The sequence below is a fragment of the Flavobacterium sp. LC2016-01 genome, from assembly GCF_009711135.1.
Taxonomy (GTDB): domain Bacteria; phylum Bacteroidota; class Bacteroidia; order Flavobacteriales; family Flavobacteriaceae; genus Flavobacterium.
In genome coordinates, this window is record NZ_WMIC01000003.1 from 136,168 (window position 1) to 156,370 (window position 20,203).

A 20,203-nucleotide genomic window follows, 5' to 3' on the forward strand; every position below is an offset into this window, starting at 1 on the left:
CTTTATACTCAAAAATCTATTCTCTTTATTCTATTCTCTTTATTCTATTTTCTATTTTCTTAAATCTAAGGTCTAATCAATTGGCAATAAAGAAACTAATTGACCTTTTTTGTATTGTTCAACATCTTCGGGAACGATTAATAAACTGTTTGCTATCGCGAATGTATTAAGCATTGCCGAACTTTGGCCGTCTAAAACTGTTACTGTTGTTTCGTCATATTTTGCTTTTAGAAAAAGCGTTTTTCCCGTGTTATTTTTGATTTCCGAATTTATTTTTCGAACCACTTTCGGTTTATGAATTTCAGAAAAACCCATTTTATTTTTCACCGCCGGAACAACATAAATGTAAAAATTAGTCAGCGATGAAGCCGGATTTCCCGGAAGCGCAAAAACTAAAGTTTCATTTTTAGATCCAAAGAACATTGGCTTTCCTGGTTTCTGATTGATTTTATAAAAAAGCTCTTGTACATTGTTCTGCAATAATGCTTCTTTTACAAAATCATAATCTCCAACTGAAATTCCACCCGAAACGAGAACAATATCATATTTTTTTAAAATGCTGGCAAGCGCTTTTTTCGTTGCTTTCAGATTATCTTTTACTCTGTAAACCTTCGTTTTTTCAATTCCGATTGTCTGCAGCCCTGCTTCGAGCATAACCGAATTACTTTCGAATATTTTGCCTTTTTTTAATTTTTTGCCCGGCTGTACTAATTCATTTCCAGTAACTAAAATGGCAACTTTTGGCTTTTTGTAAACTTCAATTTCTGTAATTCCTAAACTTGCCAAAAATCCAATTGCCGCCGGAGTAATTAAAGTATTTGCTTCAAAAACAACATCATCTTTAGCAATCTGTTCTCCTTTTGGGCGAACATTTGAAAATTTCTCTGGCATTTCGGCTATTAAAATTGATTCACTGTTTGCCATCACATGTTCCTGCATTACCACTGTATCTGCACTGTCTGGAACAAAAGCGCCAGTAAATATTCTGATCGCTTCGGTTGTTTTTAATTTTATATTCGCATGATCTCCAGCCTGAGAAATTCCCACAACATCATATTGATGACGAATGCTGTGTGTAAAAGCATATCCATCCATCGCCGACTGACGAAATGGAGGCATATTGATTGGCGAGATCACTTTTTCTGCTAAAACATATCCCAGCGCTTTACTTATTGAAATATGCTTTGTTGGCATTTTAGCACTGTTCGCTTCGATTATTTCAATGGCTTTATTAACTTCTATCATTTCTAGATATAAAACTAAGTACAAATACTTAATACAAATATAAGTATTTATTAGTACGGTGAATAAAAAATTAAAATTTATTTTAATGTCTATAAAATTACTCTAATTTATTCAAAATCAACTTTAAAAATTGAGGTACTTTTTATAAAAATACTCTAAAAGAAGATCTAAGGAGCTGTTTTTTATTCTACTTTGCTTAAAAATAGAGATTAAAAAAACTAAAAAATAAGTATAAAATACTACAATTTAGAGCTATTTTAGAAAAAATATTTAACATTTTATTTATGCAAAAACATGTGTTCAATAAATTGATTATCAATTAATTATATATAAATAATCAATCTAAAACACCTCACAGCACACTCTCTTTTAAAAAAAAACTTAATATTTTTTTGGTTTTTATTATATTAAAATTAACTTTGTCTATAGGATTAGTAGAGTTTAAGATTGTATTTAAAACCAAAAACACTATATTTTGAAAACAACCAAAAGCATATCGTATTTAAATCTTCAAAAAAAATATACTTATAACAATTGTTGTTATATGTGCTTCTGTTGTTAATTCTCAACGCAATTCATTCGTTATCAGATTTATTCTAAAAATCAAAACGAAACCCATATTCACCACACGATTACATTTATTGAAATACAAATATCTGGCTGATGCATATTGTGCATTCTGGACGATTTTTGAATATACACCTATTTTAAAAAGAAACTAATTAACAACTAAAAAAAAACTAAAATGAAAAAGATGCAAACCTGTTGCTGTAAATAAAAAAAGCCATTTCTGCGGCAACAGAAATGGCGAGGCTTAAAGAACATTTATCACTAAATCAAGGAAACAATTAGAGTGTTGAAAATTCAACGCTCAGGGCGCCTTGTTAATTACTTAAACCATTACAAAGAAATGAAAAAAAATTTAAAGATATACTCAATATTATTTCTCTTGCTTCTGACGGCAGGACTTAATGCCCAGAATACGACCCCGCTTATCCAGTCCAAACTTGATGGAACTGTTGTGGATGACATTACAAATCAGCCAATTATTGGTGCTTCAGTAACCATTAAAGGAACTACACACGGCGTTATAACAGATGCTGAGGGAAAATTTTATTTTCAAACTGGTCAAAAATTACCTTATACCTTAATTGTAAGCTACATTGGATATAAAAAACTTGAAATCGTAGTAGATAAAAATCCGGTAACGATCAACTTAAAAGAAGAACGTCAGGAATTAGACGAACTTGTAGTTGTTGGATACGGATCTCAAAAACGAAAAGACATTACAGGTTCAGTTGCTTCAGTTCCAAAAGCAAATTTGTCACAAGTAACTTCATCTGCAGATAATTTGCTTCGCGGTGCGATTCCTGGTGTTGTAGTTACACAAAGTTCAGGACGTCCGGGAGCTTCGTCAAGTGTACGTATTCGAGGCGGAAACTCCATTACAGCGGGTAACGAACCACTTTATGTACTCGATGGCGTTTTAATTTACAATGACAATAATAATGGTACAGCAGGTGTAGCAAATGCGGGAGCAACGGTGAATGTACTTTCGACAATTAATCCAGCTGATATCGAATCTATTGAAGTTTTGAAAGATGCTTCAGCAACCGCAATTTACGGATCTAGAGGAGCAAATGGTGTGGTTATTATTACGACAAAAAAAGGAACAAAAGGACAAGATAATATTTCATACCAAGGTTATTTTGGATTTCAAAATGTTTCAAAAAAACTGCATTTAATGAACGCCAGCCAATGGGCAAGTCTGCGTAACGATGTTCAGGCAAGTATTGGTCAGGCACCTTCTTTTACTGCTGCCCAAATTGAAGCTTTTAAAACTTCTGGAAGTTATGATTGGCAAGACGCTGTTTTTAGAACTGCCGCTCCAATACAAAATCATCAATTGACTTTTTCTGGCGGTGATGATCGTTCGAGATATACGATTTCGGCAGGATATTTTGATCAGGACGGAATTGTAATTGCAACTGATTTTAAAAGAATTTCTCTTCGTGCTAATTATGAAAGAAATTATTCTCAGAATTTTAAATTTGGCGTAAATGCCAATTATACCAATTCGGCTTCAAACGGCGTTGGGACAAATGGCGGTGCTGCGGCTGGAAGACAGCCAAATCCTTTAGTGGTTGCGCTTTATCAGCCACCGGTTGTACCAATCAGAAATACAGACGGAAGTTACAACTTAACTAATAATCCTTACGCAACGGCAACTAATGGTATCATTCCGAATCCAATTAATGATTTGGAAAATACAACCAATGAAACTAAAATCAACAGAATCTTAACCAGCTTATTTGGCGAATATAAAATTACCAAAGAAGTGGTTGCAAAAGTTGCGGTAAGCGGAGACGTAATTGATACTAAACAAAATTATTATGCACCAGCTACTACTACCAGCGGAGCGGGAGTAAAAGGTCTAGCCTCTGTTGGTGACCGCCGAGTAAGTTCAGTTTTAAATGAAAATACAATAACTTACAATACTAATTTTGGAGACAACCATAAATTCTCAGCTTTAGGAGGTTATACACTTCAATACACAAAGGGTGAAGTTGTAAATGCAGGAGCGCAAACTTTTGTAAATGATGCTAATACTTATAATGCATTGCAAGACGGTGTTCCGGTAAAACCTTACAGTGATGCATTCGAAAGTGTATTAAAATCATGGTTAGCGAGAGTAAATTATTCTTATCAAGGGAAATATAACTTTACACTTTCAGGCCGTGCCGATGGTTCTTCAAGATTTGGATCAGAATCACTTTGGGGCTATTTCCCATCAGCAGGATTTTCTTGGAATATTACTGACGAAGATTTCGCTAAAAACATTAAAGGTGTAACCGAAGCTAAACTTAGACTTACAGCTGGTACAACAGGAAACCAAGAAATTGGAAACTACCTTTCACTTGCTTCAATGGGTTCTGTAAATTATGCTTTTGGCGGAACTCTAGCAACAGGACTTGCTCCTACCCGATTAGCTAATCCGGATTTGAAATGGGAAAAAACAAATCAGTATAATGTTGGTTTAGACTTATCATTATTAGACCGAAAAATCAATTTTGTTTTTGATGTTTATTACAAAAAAACAAAAGACTTGTTAATCAATGTTCCAGTACCATTGACTTCAGGATATGCAACTGTACTGCAAAATATTGGAGGTGTTGAAAATAAAGGTTTTGAAATTGGTTTGATTACTGAAAACATAAAAACAGAAAATTTCTCATGGAATTCTAACTTCGTTTTTTCTACAAATAAAAATAAAGTAACGGCGATTGGAAACGGTGTAGATCAGTTTTTTCCAGTTGTGCCAAATGGTTCATTACTTCAGCAACAGCCTGTAATTGTAAAAGTTGGATTGCCATTAGGAACTTTCTGGGGATACAGAACAAACGGAATTTTCCAAACTCAGGAAGAAGTGAATACACAGCCAAAAATCAACAGTTTGGCAAACACAAAAGTGGGTGACAGAAGATATGTTGACACAAATGGAGACGGTGTAATTACTGCTCTTGACAAAGGAAACTTAGGAACTTCTCAGCCCAAATTTGTTGGAAGTTTCAGCAATACAATTTCATATCATGATTTTGATTTGAATTTCTCTTTCCAAGGTGCTTACGGCGGAAAAATATTCAATGCTTTGAATCAGCAATTAGAAATTTCTACACTTGGAACAAATGCTAATGTAACGTTAGATGACCGTTGGACACCAACAAATCCAAGCAATGAAATCCCGAGAGCTACAAGTTCACCTTTAGGTATAGTGTCAGAACGTTATGTTGAAGATGCTTCTTTCTTACGACTAAAATTGATCACTCTTGGTTACACATTACCAAAAAGTGTTTCTAAGAGACTGGGAACAAAAAGCGTAAAATTCTATGTTTCTGCAGAAAACTTAATTACATGGACAAAATACACTGGTTATGATCCAGAAGTAAGTTCATACGAACAAAACAACTTATATCCGGGAATTGATTTTGGTTCTTATCCAAACTCTAAAACATTCATCTCGGGCTTGAACGTAACTTTCTAAGTAAAAAAAAATATAAAATGAAAAAGATCATTATAACATTCCTATTAAGTGCCGGTTTATTTGTATCGTGCACAGATTTAGAGGTAACACCAACCTCTTTTGTAACCGAAGATAATTACTTTAAAACTCAAGATGATGCTATAGCAAGTGTAACTGCTGTTTATGCTTCGTTAAGTTTAGATCCGGGAGAGCAGAGTTTATTTGGAAGAAATCTATATTTCCTAACTGATATGGCAACAGATTATGCTGCAGCCGGAGTCTCAGCAACAAATCCACAAGTTAGAGCTTTGAGCAGTTTAACGCATGATGCGACTTCAGACCGTGTTCAGGTGGCTTGGAGACAAATTTATGCCGGAATCAACAGAGCTAATGTTTCTATTGATAATATTCCGAAAGTGGCTGGAACTGACGCCGTTAAAAGCAGATTGATTTTGGAAGCAAAATTCATCCGAGGATTATTGTATTTTCAGGCAGTTCGTCTTTGGGGAGGCGTTCCAATTGTTTTGCATGAGCCAACTTCTATTCAGTTAGAAAGCTTAAAATCAAAAAGAGCAACGGTTGACGAGGTTTACGCACAGATTATTTCCGATTTAAAAGATGCTGAAAGTCTGCCTGCAACCTATCCAGCAACTGATGCCGGACGCGCAACATCTGGTGCTGCAAAAGCAATTTTAGCAAAAGTTTATCTGACAAGAAAAGACTGGCCAAATGCAATTACAAAAGCAAAAGAGGTTATCAATGGTGGATACGGTTATGCGCTGTTCGAAAGTTTCCAAGATATTTTTACGAAAACAAAAAAGAACGGAAAAGAACATATTTTCTCTGTACAGTTTGAACCAAATCAAGCCGGAAATGGATCAAGCGGAAGCACTTTTCAAGCGACTTCATTTACAGGATTCACTGCTACAGAACCTGCAGATATCATTTCAGATGTAGCCTTGTTTTATGACATTTATGCGGCCGGAGATACCAGAAGAGATGTGAGTTATGCTAAAACATTGCCAATTCCTGGTACAGCGAACATTTACACTTTTCCAAAACCAATTTTCAAAAAATACTTAGATCTAACCAATTTGGCTACTCCTTCTAACGTAGCAATCAACTTTCCGGTTATTCGTTATGCCGACATTTTATTGTCTTTGGCGGAAGCGATAAATGAACAAGGAGGGCCAACTGCTGAAGCATATGAATTAATTAATCAAGTGAGAAGAAGAGCTTTTGCAAAACCAATTACAACGCCAGATGCAACGGTAGATTTAGTTGGCTTAACGCAAACCACTTTTAGAGCTGCAATTCAGGAAGAACGCAAAAAAGAATTCGTTCAGGAAGGACAAAGATGGTTTGACCTTGTTCGCTGGGGAACTTTAGTTACCGAAATTAAAAAAGTAACGGCTAAAAATTCTGTTTCTGAAAGAAATAATCTGTATCCGATTCCTCAAAGTGAAAGAAATATAGATCCTGTAGGTCTTCCTCAGAATCCTGGATATTAACCAATCAACCACTATTAAACCATAAATTATGAAAGATTATAACAATAGCATATCAATCAAAAGTCCTAAAAAAGGGCTTTTGATTACTGCAGTTTTACTTGCACAATTTGGTTTTGCCCAAACTAAACCAGAAGAATTTAAAGGTGTAATTGGTAAAACTTTGGCCGATTCTAAAGAATATTGGCCAGAACCTGTTACAGCTCCAAAAGGTGCTCCAAATGTCGTTTGGATTATTTTAGATGACGTAGGTTATGGCGCATCAAGTGCTTTTGGAGGTTTAATCGAAACTCCGGTTTTAGAAAGTCTTGCCAATAACGGATTGCGATATACCAATTTTCATACAACTGCAATTTGTGCTCCTACCCGCTCGGCTTTATTGACGGGAAGCAATTCTCATAAAGTGCATGTTGGCGGCTTCTCACATACGATTATGTCTGCAGGATTTCCAGGCTGGGACGGAAGATTGCCTTCAAAAAATGGAACTGTGGCTGAGATTTTACGTGACAAAGGATACAACACTTTTGGCGTAGGTAAATATGGAGTAACGCCGGATGAAGAAGCGACAGATGCCGGACCTTTTGATCACTGGCCAACCGGAAAAGGATTTGAACATTTCTTCGGATTTTTAGGTTCAGCGACTGATCAGTATAAACCCGATCTAATTGAAGATCAAGCACACGTTACTCCTGACGGGCGTCACCTAAGCGAACAAATTACAGATAAAGCGATCAGTTATATTGCCAGACAGCAAAAAGCGGCTCCGGGAAAACCATTCTTTTTATACTATTCTCAGGCCGCTGTTCATGCACCTCATCAGGTTGCTCAAAAATGGAGCGATCCGTATAAAGGAAAATTTGATGATGGCTGGGATGCTTACCGCGAAAAAACCATTGCCAATCAAAAGAAATTAGGAGTTATTCCTTCGAATGCAGTTTTGCCGGAACGTAATCCGCTTATCGCAGATTGGAAAAAATTAACGCCAGATCAAAAGAAAGTATATGCCAAATTCATGGAAGTATATGCAGGATATCTTACCTACACGGATTATGAAATTGGAAGATTGGTTAATTATTTAAAAGAAATCAATCAACTGGAAAACACGGTTGTCTTTGTTTTAATTGGAGATAATGGAGCAAGTAAAGAGGGAACTTTACAAGGTGCTGTCAACAGACAAACGTATGTTGTTGGTGAAACAGACGAGAAAGTTTTCCAAAATAATTTAAACCGAATTGGCGAAATTGGAACACCTGAAACATACACTAATTATCCTTTAGGCTGGGCTCAGGCAACAAATGTTCCTTTTAAAGATTGGAAACAAGATGCCAACTCAGAAGGCGGAACTCATAATCCGTTGATTGTTTATTATCCAAAAGGAATTAAGACTCCGGGAATCAGAACACAATACAGCCACGTAATTGATATTTTGCCAACAACGCTGGATATTTTAGGAGTTAAAGCGCCAGAATCTATCAGAGAAATTAAGCAAGATACTATTCAAGGTTATTCTTTTTACAATTCTTTGAATGATGCGAAAGCCATCTCCTCTCATAAAGTGCAGCATTATTACATTTTTGGAGCTAGAGCAATTTACAGCGATGGCTGGAAAGCAGCCGCGGCACATCATCCAAATTCAATTGAAGCTAAAGAAGCTCTAAGCGATCCAAAAAAAGCAGGTCTTTTAAAAGCTGATTTTGACAAAGATGTTTGGGAATTGTACAACATCAACGAAGATTTTAATGAACAAAAAGATTTAGCTAAGAAATATCCTGAAAAACTGGCCGAATTAAAAAAACTATTTGATGAGCAAGCCAAGAAAAACAACTTATATCCTTTAATAGACTGGTCAGATGTTTATCAGAGAAAAATACATCAAACGCCAGGTACAGAAGGAAAATCAGCCCAAGAACTATTGACCAAAGCAAACAAGTAAAAAATAAAACTATGAAAAATTTTAAATACAACAGTTTAATCAAAAGTCCTAAAAAAGGGCTTTTGATTACAGCGCTCCTAGTTGCACAATTAGGAACAGCACAAGATAAGCCAGAAGAATTTAAGGGAGTTATCGGAAAAACTTTAGCCGATTCAAAAGAATATTGGCCAGAACCGGTAAAAGCGCCTAAAGGTGCACCAAACGTAATTTGGATTTTATTAGATGACGTAGGATTTGGAGCTTCAAGTGCTTTTGGAGGTTTAATCAGTACGCCAACTTTTGATCAGTTAGCGAATAATGGTCTACGTTATACTAACTTTCATACAACGGCAATTTGTGCACCAACTCGTGCGGCTTTATTGACAGGAAGAAATTCTGGAAGAGTGCATGTTAGTGGCTTTTCACACACGATTTTATCTGCAGGTTTCCCAGGCTGGGACGGAAGAATTCCTTCTGATAAAGGAACAATTGCAGAGATTTTACGTGAAAACGGTTATAACACTTTTGCTGTTGGAAAATATGGTGTAACGCCAGATGAAGATGCTACAGATGCAGGTCCGTTTGACAGATGGCCAACTGGAAAAGGTTTTGATCATTTCTTCGGATTCTTAGGTTCTCAAACTGATCAATACAATCCAGATTTGGTTGAAGATCAAGTACACGTGACACCAGACGGACGTCATTTGAACGAATTAATTACAGATAAAGCCATCAGCTATATTCAAAAACAGCAAAAAGCAGCTCCAGGAAAACCATTTTTCTTGTATTATGCACCGGGCGCAGCACATGCACCTCATCAAGTTGCTACAAAATGGAGCGATCCTTACAGAGGAAAATTTGACAAAGGCTGGGATGCTTACCGCGAAGAAGTTATTGCGAACCAAAAGAAATTGGGCGTAATTCCAGCTAATGCAGTATTACCAGAACGTAATCCGTTAATTACAGATTGGAAAAAATTAACGCCAGATCAGAAAAAAGTTTACGCTAGATTCATGGAAGTTTACGCTGGATTCTTAACATACACTGATTATGAAGTCGGAAGAGTTGTAAATTATTTGAAAGAAAGCGGACAATTGGACAACACTGTAATTTTTGTTGCGATTGGTGATAACGGAGCAAGTAAAGAAGGAACAACTGAAGGAACAATCAACCAAAGTTTGTTTTCTCAAGGCGTATCTGACGAACAAAATTTAAAGACAAACCTAGCGAATATTGACGAAATTGGAACTGCAAAAGGTCTTAACACCAACTATCCTTTAGGATGGGCGCAGGCTACAAACGTTCCGTTCAAAAACTGGAAACAAGATGCGCAGTCTGAAGGTGGAACACATAATCCGTTGATTGTTTTTTATCCAAACGGAATTAAAGACAAAGGTGGCATCAGAAATCAATACAGCCACGTAACCGATTTATTGCCAACAACTTTAGACATTGTAGGCGTTAAAGCACCGGAATATATCAAAAATGTGAAACAGGATATTATTCAGGGTTCGTCTTTATATGCTTCTTTAGATAATGCTAAAGCGGAATCATTGCACAAAGTTCAATATTACTACATTTTTGGAAACAGAGCCATCTACAAAGACGGTTGGAAAGCCGGAGCAGCACATGCAAATCCGTTTACTGCAATAAAACCTGGCGGAAAAAACCAAGCACCTGCACCAAGCAATTTTGATACTGATGTTTGGGAATTATACAACATAAACGAAGATTTTAACGAGCGCAACAATTTAGCAGCGAAATATCCTGAAAAATTAGCCGAGCTTAAAAAATTATTTGATGAGCAAGCGAAAGAAAACAACGTTTATCCCTTGATTGACTGGCAGGATGTAATCACAAGAAAAATACATAATACTGGTCCTGATAAAGGCAAAAGTCTTCAAGATTTAATTAAACAAGTGACAAAACCAGGAGAAGGTACAACTACTGCTGGTGGTAGCCATTAAAATAGTGATTTTCAAAACCTGCAAGGTTTCTAAAACCTTGTAGGTTTCATTATAAAACACAAAAAACACATTTTGATTTAGAATTCTCTAAAATCACAATAAATAACAAAAAAAGAATAATTTAAACACTACTAATTCCATAGAGTTAAAAGTTTTTAATTTAAATTTACACTTTATAACTTTTTGGTTTTCAACAACACACAATAAAAAATAAGAAATCATGAAACGAGTAGACTATGAAATTATAGGAAAAAAAATCATCGTGGGCGCGATTGTTTTTTTAGTTCCGCTGGTCATATTGGCGGGAGGTTTAGCATTAATTAATCAATTTTTAAAATAAGAAATCATGGCAATAGTTCAAAGAGAAAAACTGACAAGAGATTTATTAATAAGTCTTTTTATATATTCTTTGCCTGTAGTGGCAATTTTCCTTTACTTTAAATTAAGCAATAATTTAGTGAGCGAATCACACATTTCATTACCTGCTTTTTTAGAGTTTTCAAAACCTGCTTTTGAGCACATCCGTACTTGGGGCTTAACGGTTTTTATGCTGGTTTTAGGCGTAATCGAATTTACCGCAGGTTTATATGACGACGAATGGACAGGACAGGAACGCAAAGTTGATATTATTTGTTTCCTAGCGCCAAAATTGCTTTTGCCACCCGTAATTGCATTTTTCAGTTTGACTGCTTTACCTTATTTAATCCCGAATCTAGCTAACACACTTTCGTGGGTTCCTTTCTGGGGAGGATTTTTCCTGATCGCAATTGCCGATGATTTAACGCAATATTGGTACCACAGATTACATCACCAAGTTCCATTTTTATGGCGTTTTCACAGAACTCATCACTCTGCTCCTTACATGGGAATGGCGATGGCTTCAAGACAAAACTTTATTTATACGGTTTTCTTTTCTCAAATTTATTTGACTGCAACGCTTACTTATTTAGGTTTAGGTTTACCAGCTTTATTTGTTTTGGTTATCAAAAGTTTCATTACTTTGGGCGCACATTCAAGTATTGCTTGGGATAAACCATTTTACAAATACAGAGTTTTGCATCCAATTGCATGGGTTTTAGAACGATTGATTTCTACTCCTGCAACACACCACGCGCATCACGCAGATACTAGCGGAGACGGCGTTGGACACTTTAAAGGAAACTTTGGAAACATGTTTTTCATTTGGGATGTTATCTTCGGAACGGGATTAATCACTCGTAAATTCCCAGAATCATACGGAACAAAATCATATAAACAAGAAGAATGGTACGCGCAGTTTTTATGGCCGATATTCAAATCTAAAAAAGAAGGAAGCCCGCTTGCCGATGGTGTATTATCACTTCCTCTAAAAGCCAAAGCAGAAGTTATTGAGCCAAGTCCGGTTTATTACGAACAGGCGCAATCTTAAAAATGCAAAATTCAATCTGGCAGTGTATTCAGAATTAAATTTGAATACACTGCCAGTTTCTTAAATATAAAAATCATGAAAAATAAAATAGTTAAAAACAGCATTTCAACCTTTATATTGCTTTTTACAATCATTGGATTTTCACAAACTAAAAGTTCGAACACTGTTTCATTAGATGTTTTTTACAGCAAAATTCAAGCGGAAAAAAAACCGCAGATTATTGATGCTAGAGGTCCTGAAGAATTTGCTTTAAATCATATTTTGGACGCTGTAAATTTCAACTTAGAATCAAAAGATTATGCCGAAAAAATTGCTAAATTAGATAAATCAAAACCCGTTTTTACTTATTCAATAGGAGCCGGAAGAAGTGTTTGGCTGGCAGATGATTTATTAAAAAAAGGTTTCAAAGAAGCGTACAGTCTGGAAGGCGGCATCGCCAACTGGATTGGAAGCGGAAAACCGTTTTTCGCTAATTCAAAAAGCAAATTAACCTTAACCGAATACAACAAAATTATTGCTGATAATAAAACAGTTTTAGTTGATATTGGATCTGTTTATTGCGGTGCCTGCAAAAAAGTCAAACCGGTTTTAGAAACGATAAAAGCACAATACGGAAGTAATTTGAAAGTAATTGAAATTGATTTGGAAGACAACACGCAAGTCATCGCCGATTTGAAAACAATAAAAGTTTTCCCGACTTTAATTCTTTACCAAAATGGAAAAATCATTCTCAAAAAAGAAGGTTTTGAAAATTTGAAGAATGAGGTTGATGTGGCTTTGGCTTCGAAATGACCACAATCTTTGTCATCCTGAGGAACGAAGGATCACACCAGAAACTCCGCAAAGTAAAGCGATCAATCTTTGTCGATTCTCGAGTGTGATCCTTCGTTCCTCAGGATGACAAATCTCCAATACAACTCTAAACCAAAAAATTCAAAAAACAACTTACCAAAACATGGCAAACTATAAAAAAATAACAAAGATTGTTATACCCATTTTAATTGTACTTTTCCTTTTAGCAGTATTTCTTTTCTGGCCAATAAACACAGACGGAACATTAATAAAACCAAATGAAAAATTAGCCGAGGGAAAAGCTGCATTCTTAGCACAAAAAGATACTTCAACTTCAGTAAAAAAGCCAAACATTATCATTTTACTGGCAGATGATTTAGGCAAATATGATATTTCATTATATGGAGGAAAAGCAGCTCCAACGCCTCAGATTGATTCGTTGGCCGCTTCAGGAGTTACTTTTACAGATGGTTATGTATCAGCTTCCATTTGTTCGCCATCACGCGCGGGGTTGCTTACAGGACGCTATCAGGAACGTTTTGGACACGAATATCAGCCGGGCGACCGTTATCCAAAAAATAACTTGGAATATTACGCTTTCAAATATTTAATCAATACCAATAATTGGCGATTAAATGCAAAAATCAATTACCCAAATGAAGCGTCTATAGCCACGCAAGGTTTACCACAATCTGAAATTACTTTTGCTGATTTGGCCAAAAAAGAAGGTTACAGCACAGCCATTATTGGTAAATGGCATTTGGGTCATAATAAAGGTTTTTTTCCCTTAGATCGTGGTTTCGATTATCATTATGGTTTTTATCAGGCATTTTCACTTTACACGCCAGAAGATGATAATCCGGATATTATCAATCATCATCATAAAGATTTTACCGATAAAATGATTTGGGGAAATGGGCGTGTCGGAATTGGGCAAATTCGCCGAGATACTACTATTATACATGACAAAGCGTATTTAACTGAAACCTTTGCTGATGAAGCAGAAGCTTTTATTGACAAGAATAAAAACAAACCGTTTTTGCTTTACGTTCCGTTTAATGCGCCGCATACGCCGTTTCAGGTCCGAAAAAAATATTACGATCGTTTCCCGAATGTAAAAGACGAAAACAAACGCGTGTATTATGCCATGATCAGCGCGCTTGATGATGCGATTGGAAGAATCAGAGCCAAAGTCAAAAAAGAAGGTTTAGAAGACAATACCTTAATCATTTTTGCCAGTGACAACGGTGGTGCCGATTATACTTTTGCGACAACAAATGCACCTTTAAAAGGCGGTAAATTTTCGCATTTTGAAGGCGGTATCAATGTTCCGTTTGCACTTTCGTGGAAAGGAAAAATAAAACCGCATACCGTTTATAAAATGCCTGTAAGTTCTCTTGATATTTTCAGCACGATTGCTTCTGTCACGGGTTCTGGCTTGCCAAAAGATCGTGTTTATGATGGCGTTGATTTGATTGATGTGGTAAACAATAATAAAGAAGCGCATAAAGATTTATACTGGCGTTCCGGCGATGCAAAAGCCATTCGAAGCGGTAACTGGAAATTAATTGTAAGCGGTAAAACACACGAAACCTGGTTGTATGATTTAGCTAAAGACAAATCTGAAACAACAGATTTGGCTTCAAAAAATCCTGAAAAAGTAAAAGAACTTCAGACCGCTTTGCAAAATTGGGAAAAAGGATTGATTAAGCCGCTTTGGCCTAATTTGACTTATTATGAATTCGATTTTGGAAAACAAAAATACTTTGTCGATTTGTAATCTTGATCAAAGCCCTGCAAGGTTTTTAAAACCTTGTAGGTCTTGCATTTCTAGCTTTTTTTAATAATTAATACCTACAAGGTTTTGAAAACCTTGCAGGAAATCAAGAACAAATGTCAACTCAAACTAAACAATTTAATATTCACGAAGATTGGACCGTAGTAATTCTAGGCTTCATAATCATCGGAATTTCACTTTTTATATTTCTTCCCGAAGTTCCTGTTTTTAGTTGGTCAAACACTACCGATTTGCAAACTAAAGTATTTGATTTTGCGAATCTAAAAATCCTTCTGATTCAATTTTTATATCTGATTTCTATTGGAGCATTCGGTGCTTTTTTAATTGGGAAGTCTGTCAAATATTTCCTGCTGACTTTTCCTATACTGTATATCTTAACACTTATTGCGCTAATTCTGGCGGGAAATTCGGCTATAAAATCCATCAATTTAGAAGCTGTAATTTTCAGTTTGATAATTGGTTTAGCAATAGGGAATTTCTTTAAACTTCCTGACTGGTTTCGTTCAGCACTTTCAACAGAAGTTTTCGTCAAAATCGGATTGGTGTTACTAGGAACCAGCGTGATTTTCTCTGATATTTTAAAGGCGGGTTCATTAGGCTTAATTCAGGCTTTGGTTGTTGTTTTGTCTGTCTGGTATTTCGCCTTTTGGCTTTGCCGAAAATTAAAAGTTGATGATGAATTAACTATGATGATTTCAAGCGCCGTTTCCATCTGCGGTGTTTCTGCCGCAATTGCAACTTCGGGCGCAATTAAAGGCGATTCTAAAAAACTCTCGTATGTAATTTCAATTGTTTTGGTAACTGCCATTCCAATGATGATTTTCATGCCCATAATTGCCAAATACTTCAACTTTCCCGAAGAAGTCACTGGCGCATGGTTAGGCGGCAGTATAGACACTTCGGGAGCAGTTGTGGCTTCTGGGAGTCTGGTTGGCGAAACGGCTTTAAAAATCAGTACGATTGTAAAGTTTTCTCAAAATGTTTTACTTGGATTAGCTGCATTTGCGATATCCGTTTATTGGACATATACGCATAATAAATCTGCGGAAGCTGTAGAATCAAAACCCACTTTAAGCGTGATCTGGGAACGTTTCCCTAAGTTCGTTATCGGTTTCATTCTGGCTTCTCTCCTATTTTCATTTTTTATTACTTCAGAAGTTCGCGATTCGGTAAAAGACAGTTTGAAAAATTTGCAAGGAATTTGGTTTGCTTTGGCTTTTACGAGCATCGGTTTAGAAACTAATTTTAAAGATTTACTTGCTAATAACAGCCGTAAACCATTGTATGCATTTTTATTGGCACAATTATTCAATGTTATTGTTACTTTGATTATTGCTTTTTTCTTGTTTGGAAGATGATTTAACCGCAAAGTTCGCAAGGTTTTACGCAAAGTTCGCTAAGTTTTTTTATAGATAAGCACCTATAATTCATCCTGTTTGTCATTTCGAGGAACGAGAAATCTTCGCAAGTAACTCCGCAACGAGAATCCAATCTTTGTCAAGTTACTCGCGGGGATTTTTCCTCCGTCGAAATGACAAAATTTGTGGTTACTAAACTTTAACAAAATCCTTCCTAATTCTTTTTTGTGCCACGAATTTCGCCAATTTTCACAAATTTAATTCGTGTTAATTCGTGAAATTCGTGGCAAATCATTTCTTTCTCACTTCTTTTTCAAAAAAAATTAAAGATTAATTTGGTTTTTACAATATTAAATATAACTTTGTCTATAGAATTAGTAGAGTTTAATATTTAAAACTTACACTTTGAAAACAACAGCACATAAAACGTTTCACATTCTTCCTAAAAAATACACAAATAACACTTTTTGTTATATGTGCAGCTGTTGTTAATTCCCACATTTGTTTGCTGCGATTTTGCCCACTTTAAAATCGGAACAAACCACTTTTTTTGCTTAAATTTCATTACAAAATATAATGCAATTCGCCTCAAACGAATCTGTATACCAATATGTTATACGATTAGAAAAAAGTCATTTCTGCGGCAACAGAAATAAACCAAATAAAGAACATTTATCACTTACAAAAGAAAAAACAACAAACAAAAAGCATTTTAAAATGAACAATAAAATTACCTCAATATTATTTTCTGCTTTACTAACCGGAGCTTTAAGTTTTACTACAATAAATGCTCAAAATACAGCAAAACCAAATATCATTCTGATTTTGGTAGATGATATGGGCTATTCCGATTTAGGGAATTATGGTTCTGAGATTAAAACTCCAAATTTAGATAAACTGGCAAATGAAGGTTTGCGCTTACGCGAATTTTACAATAACTCGATTTGTGCGCCAACGCGAGCTTCCCTATTAACTGGACAATACCAGCACAAAGCTGGCGTTGGTTTCTTTGATGTGAATTTAGGATTGCCAGCTTATCAAGGCTATTTGAACAAAGAATCTTTGACTTTGGGAGAAGTCTTCCGTTCTGGCGGTTACAGCACGCTTTTATCAGGAAAATGGCATGTTGGTTCTGAAGATCAGGCGCAATGGCCCAATCAAAGAGGTTTTGATAAGTTTTACGGCATCTTAAAAGGCGCATCCAATTATTTTGATACCAAACCTTTGCCTTTCGGAAAAACACCCTATCCGGTAAAATTAATCCGTAATAACGAAGAATTGCATCCTAAAGATGATTCGTATTATTTCACAGATGAAATTGGAAATAATGCCGTGACATTTTTAGAGGAACAAAATAAAGAAAACAAACCTTTTTTCTTGTATTTAGCTTTCACTGCACCGCACTGGCCTTTGCAGGCAAAACCTGTTGACATTGCCAAATACAGAGGTAAATTTGACGAAGGCTGGGATGTTTTGAGAGAAAAAAGAATCGAAAAACTGAAAGCCAGCGGTATTTTGCCTGCCAATCAAACTATTTCGCCGAGAGATCCAGAAGTTCCAGAATGGAGTAAACTGACTTATGACGAAAAACAATTCTGGAAAGCAAAAATGGAAGTTTACGCTGCAATGGTTGACAACATGGATCAGAATGTGGGGAAAGTTTTGGACAAATTAAAAGCCCTTAAAAAAGATAAAAACACATTAATTATCTTCATTTCAGACAATGGCGCTCAAGGCGGATTTAATACTTATAATCCGTTAGGAAGAGGTTTAGTTCGAAATGACGGACCAGTTGGAACCTCAGGATCATTTGATTATCAGGAGCAAAACTGGGCGTATTTATCAAATACACCGCTTCAGCAATATAAAAATAATATGCACGAAGGCGGTTTCAGTTCGCCATTCATCGCTTGGTTTCCATCAAAAATAAAAGCTGGAAGAATTGAGAAAGGAACCGGACATATTATTGACCTCGCTCCTACTTTCTACGAATTGGCCGGAATTGAATATCCTAAGAATTATAATAACGTAACTACGAATCCGCTTCCGGGGAAAAGTCTGCTTCCTGTTTTATTTGACAATGTTTCAGAAGTGAACCGAGGCGAACCGCTTTTCTGGGAAAGAGCAGGAAATAGAGCGGTTCGCGATGGAAAATGGAAATTGGTTTCTATTTATCCATCATACGAATGGGAACTGTATAATCTAGAAACAGATCGTGGCGAAACTACCAATGTAGCACAGCAAAATCCGGGAATTGTGAATAAACTTTCGGCATCTTATTTTGAATGGGCAGATCAAAATGGCGTTGTAGAATACAGCAAATTCAAACTAAAACCAGAGGTGATGCCAGGTGGTGCATCTCTAAAGAAATAAAAATCTTTTTCTAACCGTAAAATAATCATTATGAGTTCATTTTATCAAGAAATAGCAAAACAACATCATGACTTAGTTATTCTGCCTGAGAAAAAATTAATACATCAGTTTATAGATGATTTGTTTGTCATCTTATTTTCGAATACCTCAAAATCATTAGAATCTGAAGCAACAATCAAATATAAATTCAATCAGCTGGAAAAGCAGTTTGATGAATTGGTTTTGGATTTTTCACCAAAAAGTGACCAAAAACTGCAGACCAAAAACTTTTTTGAAGCAATACCAAATTTGCACAAAAAAGCATTAAACGATGCTGTAACCATATTTACAAAAGATCCTGCGGCCAAATCTCTGGAAGAAGTACTCTACTCGTATCCTGGTTTTTTCGCTATTGCCGTTTATCGATTTTCTCATCAGCTTTGGGAGCAGGATTTAAAATTATTAGCCCGCACAATTTCAGAATATGCTCATATTAAAACAAGTATCGAAATTCATCCCGGAGCACAAATTGGAAAAGATTTCGCTATAGATCACGGAACAGGAATCGTGATTGGAGAAACAACAATTATTGGCGATAATGTGCAAATTTATCAAGGCGTTACGCTTGGCGCTTTGAGCGTCAAAAAAGATGAAGCCTTTTTAAAAAGGCACCCAACCATTGAAGATAATGTGATTATTTATGCCAATAGCACTATTCTTGGCGGTCAAACTACAGTAGGAAAAGATTCCATAATTGGAGGAAATGTCTGGCTGACTTATACAATCCCTTCCAATTCTGTGGTTTATCATAAAAACGAAATTAAAATCAGAGATAATAATCCTTTTCCAGCACCCATTTTTTATTCTATTTAAAAATATCAAAACCAATGAAATATCAAAACATTTTAGAAACCATAGGAAACACTCCTCACATTCGATTAAATAAACTTTTTAAATCACATGAAGTGTGGATTAAATTGGAAAAAGCAAATCCAGGATCTAGCATTAAAGACCGAATCGCTCTTGCAATGATTGAAGATGCTGAACAAAAAGGGCTTATAAATCAGGACACTGTAATTATTGAACCAACTTCAGGAAATACCGGAATTGGCCTTTCATTGGTTGCAGCGGTAAAAGGTTATAAAGTTATTGTGGTAATGCCAGAATCGATGAGTGTTGAACGCAGGAGAATTTTAAACGCCTATGGCGCCGAATATGTTTTGACACCAAGAGAAAAAGGAACATCAGGAGCTGTCGAAAGAGCAAAAGAACTGGCTTCGACGATTAAAAACTCTTTTCTTCCTTCGCAGTTTACCAACAAAGCAAATGTTGAAATTCACGAAAAAACGACGGCTCTAGAAATTGTCGCCGATTTTCCAGACGGCATCGATTATTTAATTACTGGAGTTGGAACCGGAGGTCATATTACTGGAGTTTCAAAAATATTAAAACAGCATTTCCCTAATCTTCAAACGTATGCTGTCGAGCCGGCCTTATCGCCAGTTTTGAGTGGCGGACTGCCATCTCCGCATCCGTTTCAGGGAATTGGAGCTGGTTTTATTCCCGAAGTTTTTAATCGCGAATACGTCGATCAAATTTTAACGGTTGACAAAAACGAATCGTACAATTTTACCAAAAGAATAGCCAAAGAAGAAGGAATATTTGCCGGAATATCTACCGGAGCAGCACTTGCAGCATTATCAAGAAAACTCAAAGATATTCCAGAAAATGCTGTAATCCTGACTTTTAATTATGACACCGGAGAAAGATATTTATCTGTAGATGAGCTATTTGATTAAAATTATGAATAACTTTAAGCAAGCAAAAAATAATTTACAAACC

The 20,203-nt window shown here is 35.9% G+C and carries 12 protein-coding genes; 11 read left to right on the forward strand and 1 reads right to left on the reverse strand.

What is annotated here, in order from left to right; genetic code table 11:
* Positions 1 to 72 precede the first annotated feature (72 nt).
* Positions 73 to 1,245 (reverse strand): gephyrin-like molybdotransferase Glp, encoded by a 1,173-nt coding sequence (gene glp / locus GKZ88_RS07645; RefSeq protein WP_155101789.1) that lies wholly within the window; start codon positions 1,243 to 1,245, stop codon positions 73 to 75.
* A 910-nt stretch (positions 1,246 to 2,155) separates the two neighbouring features.
* On the opposite strand from glp, the gene GKZ88_RS07650 reads away from it, so the two are divergent.
* From GKZ88_RS07650 to cysK, 11 genes are all read left to right on the forward strand, one after another.
* Positions 2,156 to 5,287, forward strand: a complete 3,132-nt coding sequence (locus GKZ88_RS07650; RefSeq protein ID WP_155101790.1) for a TonB-dependent receptor — start codon at positions 2,156 to 2,158, stop codon at positions 5,285 to 5,287.
* Between the two features lie 17 nt (positions 5,288 to 5,304).
* A complete protein-coding gene (locus tag GKZ88_RS07655; protein WP_155101791.1) occupies positions 5,305 to 6,777 on the forward strand; it encodes a RagB/SusD family nutrient uptake outer membrane protein in 1,473 nt (490 codons plus the stop codon).
* 28 nt (positions 6,778 to 6,805) lie between these two features.
* Positions 6,806 to 8,707 (forward strand): arylsulfatase, encoded by a 1,902-nt coding sequence (locus tag GKZ88_RS07660; RefSeq protein WP_155101792.1) that lies wholly within the window; start codon positions 6,806 to 6,808, stop codon positions 8,705 to 8,707.
* A gap of 11 nt (positions 8,708 to 8,718) precedes the next feature.
* Positions 8,719 to 10,653 carry an arylsulfatase gene (locus tag GKZ88_RS07665; protein ID WP_155101793.1) on the forward strand — a complete coding sequence of 645 codons (1,935 nt, stop codon included), beginning with the start codon at positions 8,719 to 8,721 and terminating at the stop codon, positions 10,651 to 10,653.
* A 346-nt stretch (positions 10,654 to 10,999) separates the two neighbouring features.
* Positions 11,000 to 12,061 carry a sterol desaturase family protein gene (locus tag GKZ88_RS07670; RefSeq protein WP_155101794.1) on the forward strand — a complete coding sequence of 354 codons (1,062 nt, stop codon included), beginning with the start codon at positions 11,000 to 11,002 and terminating at the stop codon, positions 12,059 to 12,061.
* Between the two features lie 75 nt (positions 12,062 to 12,136).
* Complete coding sequence (locus tag GKZ88_RS07675; RefSeq protein WP_155101795.1) at positions 12,137 to 12,853, forward strand: thioredoxin domain-containing protein; 717 nt, start codon at positions 12,137 to 12,139, stop codon at positions 12,851 to 12,853.
* A 163-nt stretch (positions 12,854 to 13,016) separates the two neighbouring features.
* Positions 13,017 to 14,633, forward strand: coding sequence for a sulfatase-like hydrolase/transferase (locus tag GKZ88_RS07680; protein ID WP_155101796.1), 1,617 nt, complete (start codon positions 13,017 to 13,019; stop codon positions 14,631 to 14,633).
* 113 nt (positions 14,634 to 14,746) lie between these two features.
* On the forward strand, positions 14,747 to 16,009 hold the full coding sequence (locus tag GKZ88_RS07685; RefSeq protein WP_155101797.1) for a putative sulfate exporter family transporter: 1,263 nt from the start codon (positions 14,747 to 14,749) through the stop codon (positions 16,007 to 16,009).
* Between the two features lie 717 nt (positions 16,010 to 16,726).
* On the forward strand, positions 16,727 to 18,382 hold the full coding sequence (locus GKZ88_RS07690) for an arylsulfatase (protein WP_155101798.1): 1,656 nt from the start codon (positions 16,727 to 16,729) through the stop codon (positions 18,380 to 18,382).
* Positions 18,383 to 18,412: 30 nt separating this feature from the next.
* Positions 18,413 to 19,234 carry a serine O-acetyltransferase EpsC gene (gene epsC / locus GKZ88_RS07695; protein ID WP_155101799.1) on the forward strand — a complete coding sequence of 274 codons (822 nt, stop codon included), beginning with the start codon at positions 18,413 to 18,415 and terminating at the stop codon, positions 19,232 to 19,234.
* A 14-nt stretch (positions 19,235 to 19,248) separates the two neighbouring features.
* On the forward strand, positions 19,249 to 20,160 hold the full coding sequence (gene cysK / locus GKZ88_RS07700) for a cysteine synthase A (RefSeq protein WP_155101800.1): 912 nt from the start codon (positions 19,249 to 19,251) through the stop codon (positions 20,158 to 20,160).
* The last annotated feature ends 43 nt before the right edge of the window (positions 20,161 to 20,203 follow it).

Coding starts and splice junctions, on each gene's coding strand:
- glp (WP_155101789.1), bottom strand. CDS start 1,245: ATGATAGAAGTTAATAAAGCCATTGAAATAATCGAAGCGAACAGTGCT.
- GKZ88_RS07650 (WP_155101790.1), top strand. CDS start 2,156: ATGAAAAAAAATTTAAAGATATACTCAATATTATTTCTCTTGCTTCTG.
- GKZ88_RS07655 (WP_155101791.1), top strand. CDS start 5,305: ATGAAAAAGATCATTATAACATTCCTATTAAGTGCCGGTTTATTTGTA.
- GKZ88_RS07660 (WP_155101792.1), top strand. CDS start 6,806: ATGAAAGATTATAACAATAGCATATCAATCAAAAGTCCTAAAAAAGGG.
- GKZ88_RS07665 (WP_155101793.1), top strand. CDS start 8,719: ATGAAAAATTTTAAATACAACAGTTTAATCAAAAGTCCTAAAAAAGGG.
- GKZ88_RS07670 (WP_155101794.1), top strand. CDS start 11,000: ATGGCAATAGTTCAAAGAGAAAAACTGACAAGAGATTTATTAATAAGT.
- GKZ88_RS07675 (WP_155101795.1), top strand. CDS start 12,137: ATGAAAAATAAAATAGTTAAAAACAGCATTTCAACCTTTATATTGCTT.
- GKZ88_RS07680 (WP_155101796.1), top strand. CDS start 13,017: ATGGCAAACTATAAAAAAATAACAAAGATTGTTATACCCATTTTAATT.
- GKZ88_RS07685 (WP_155101797.1), top strand. CDS start 14,747: ATGTCAACTCAAACTAAACAATTTAATATTCACGAAGATTGGACCGTA.
- GKZ88_RS07690 (WP_155101798.1), top strand. CDS start 16,727: ATGAACAATAAAATTACCTCAATATTATTTTCTGCTTTACTAACCGGA.
- epsC (WP_155101799.1), top strand. CDS start 18,413: ATGAGTTCATTTTATCAAGAAATAGCAAAACAACATCATGACTTAGTT.
- cysK (WP_155101800.1), top strand. CDS start 19,249: ATGAAATATCAAAACATTTTAGAAACCATAGGAAACACTCCTCACATT.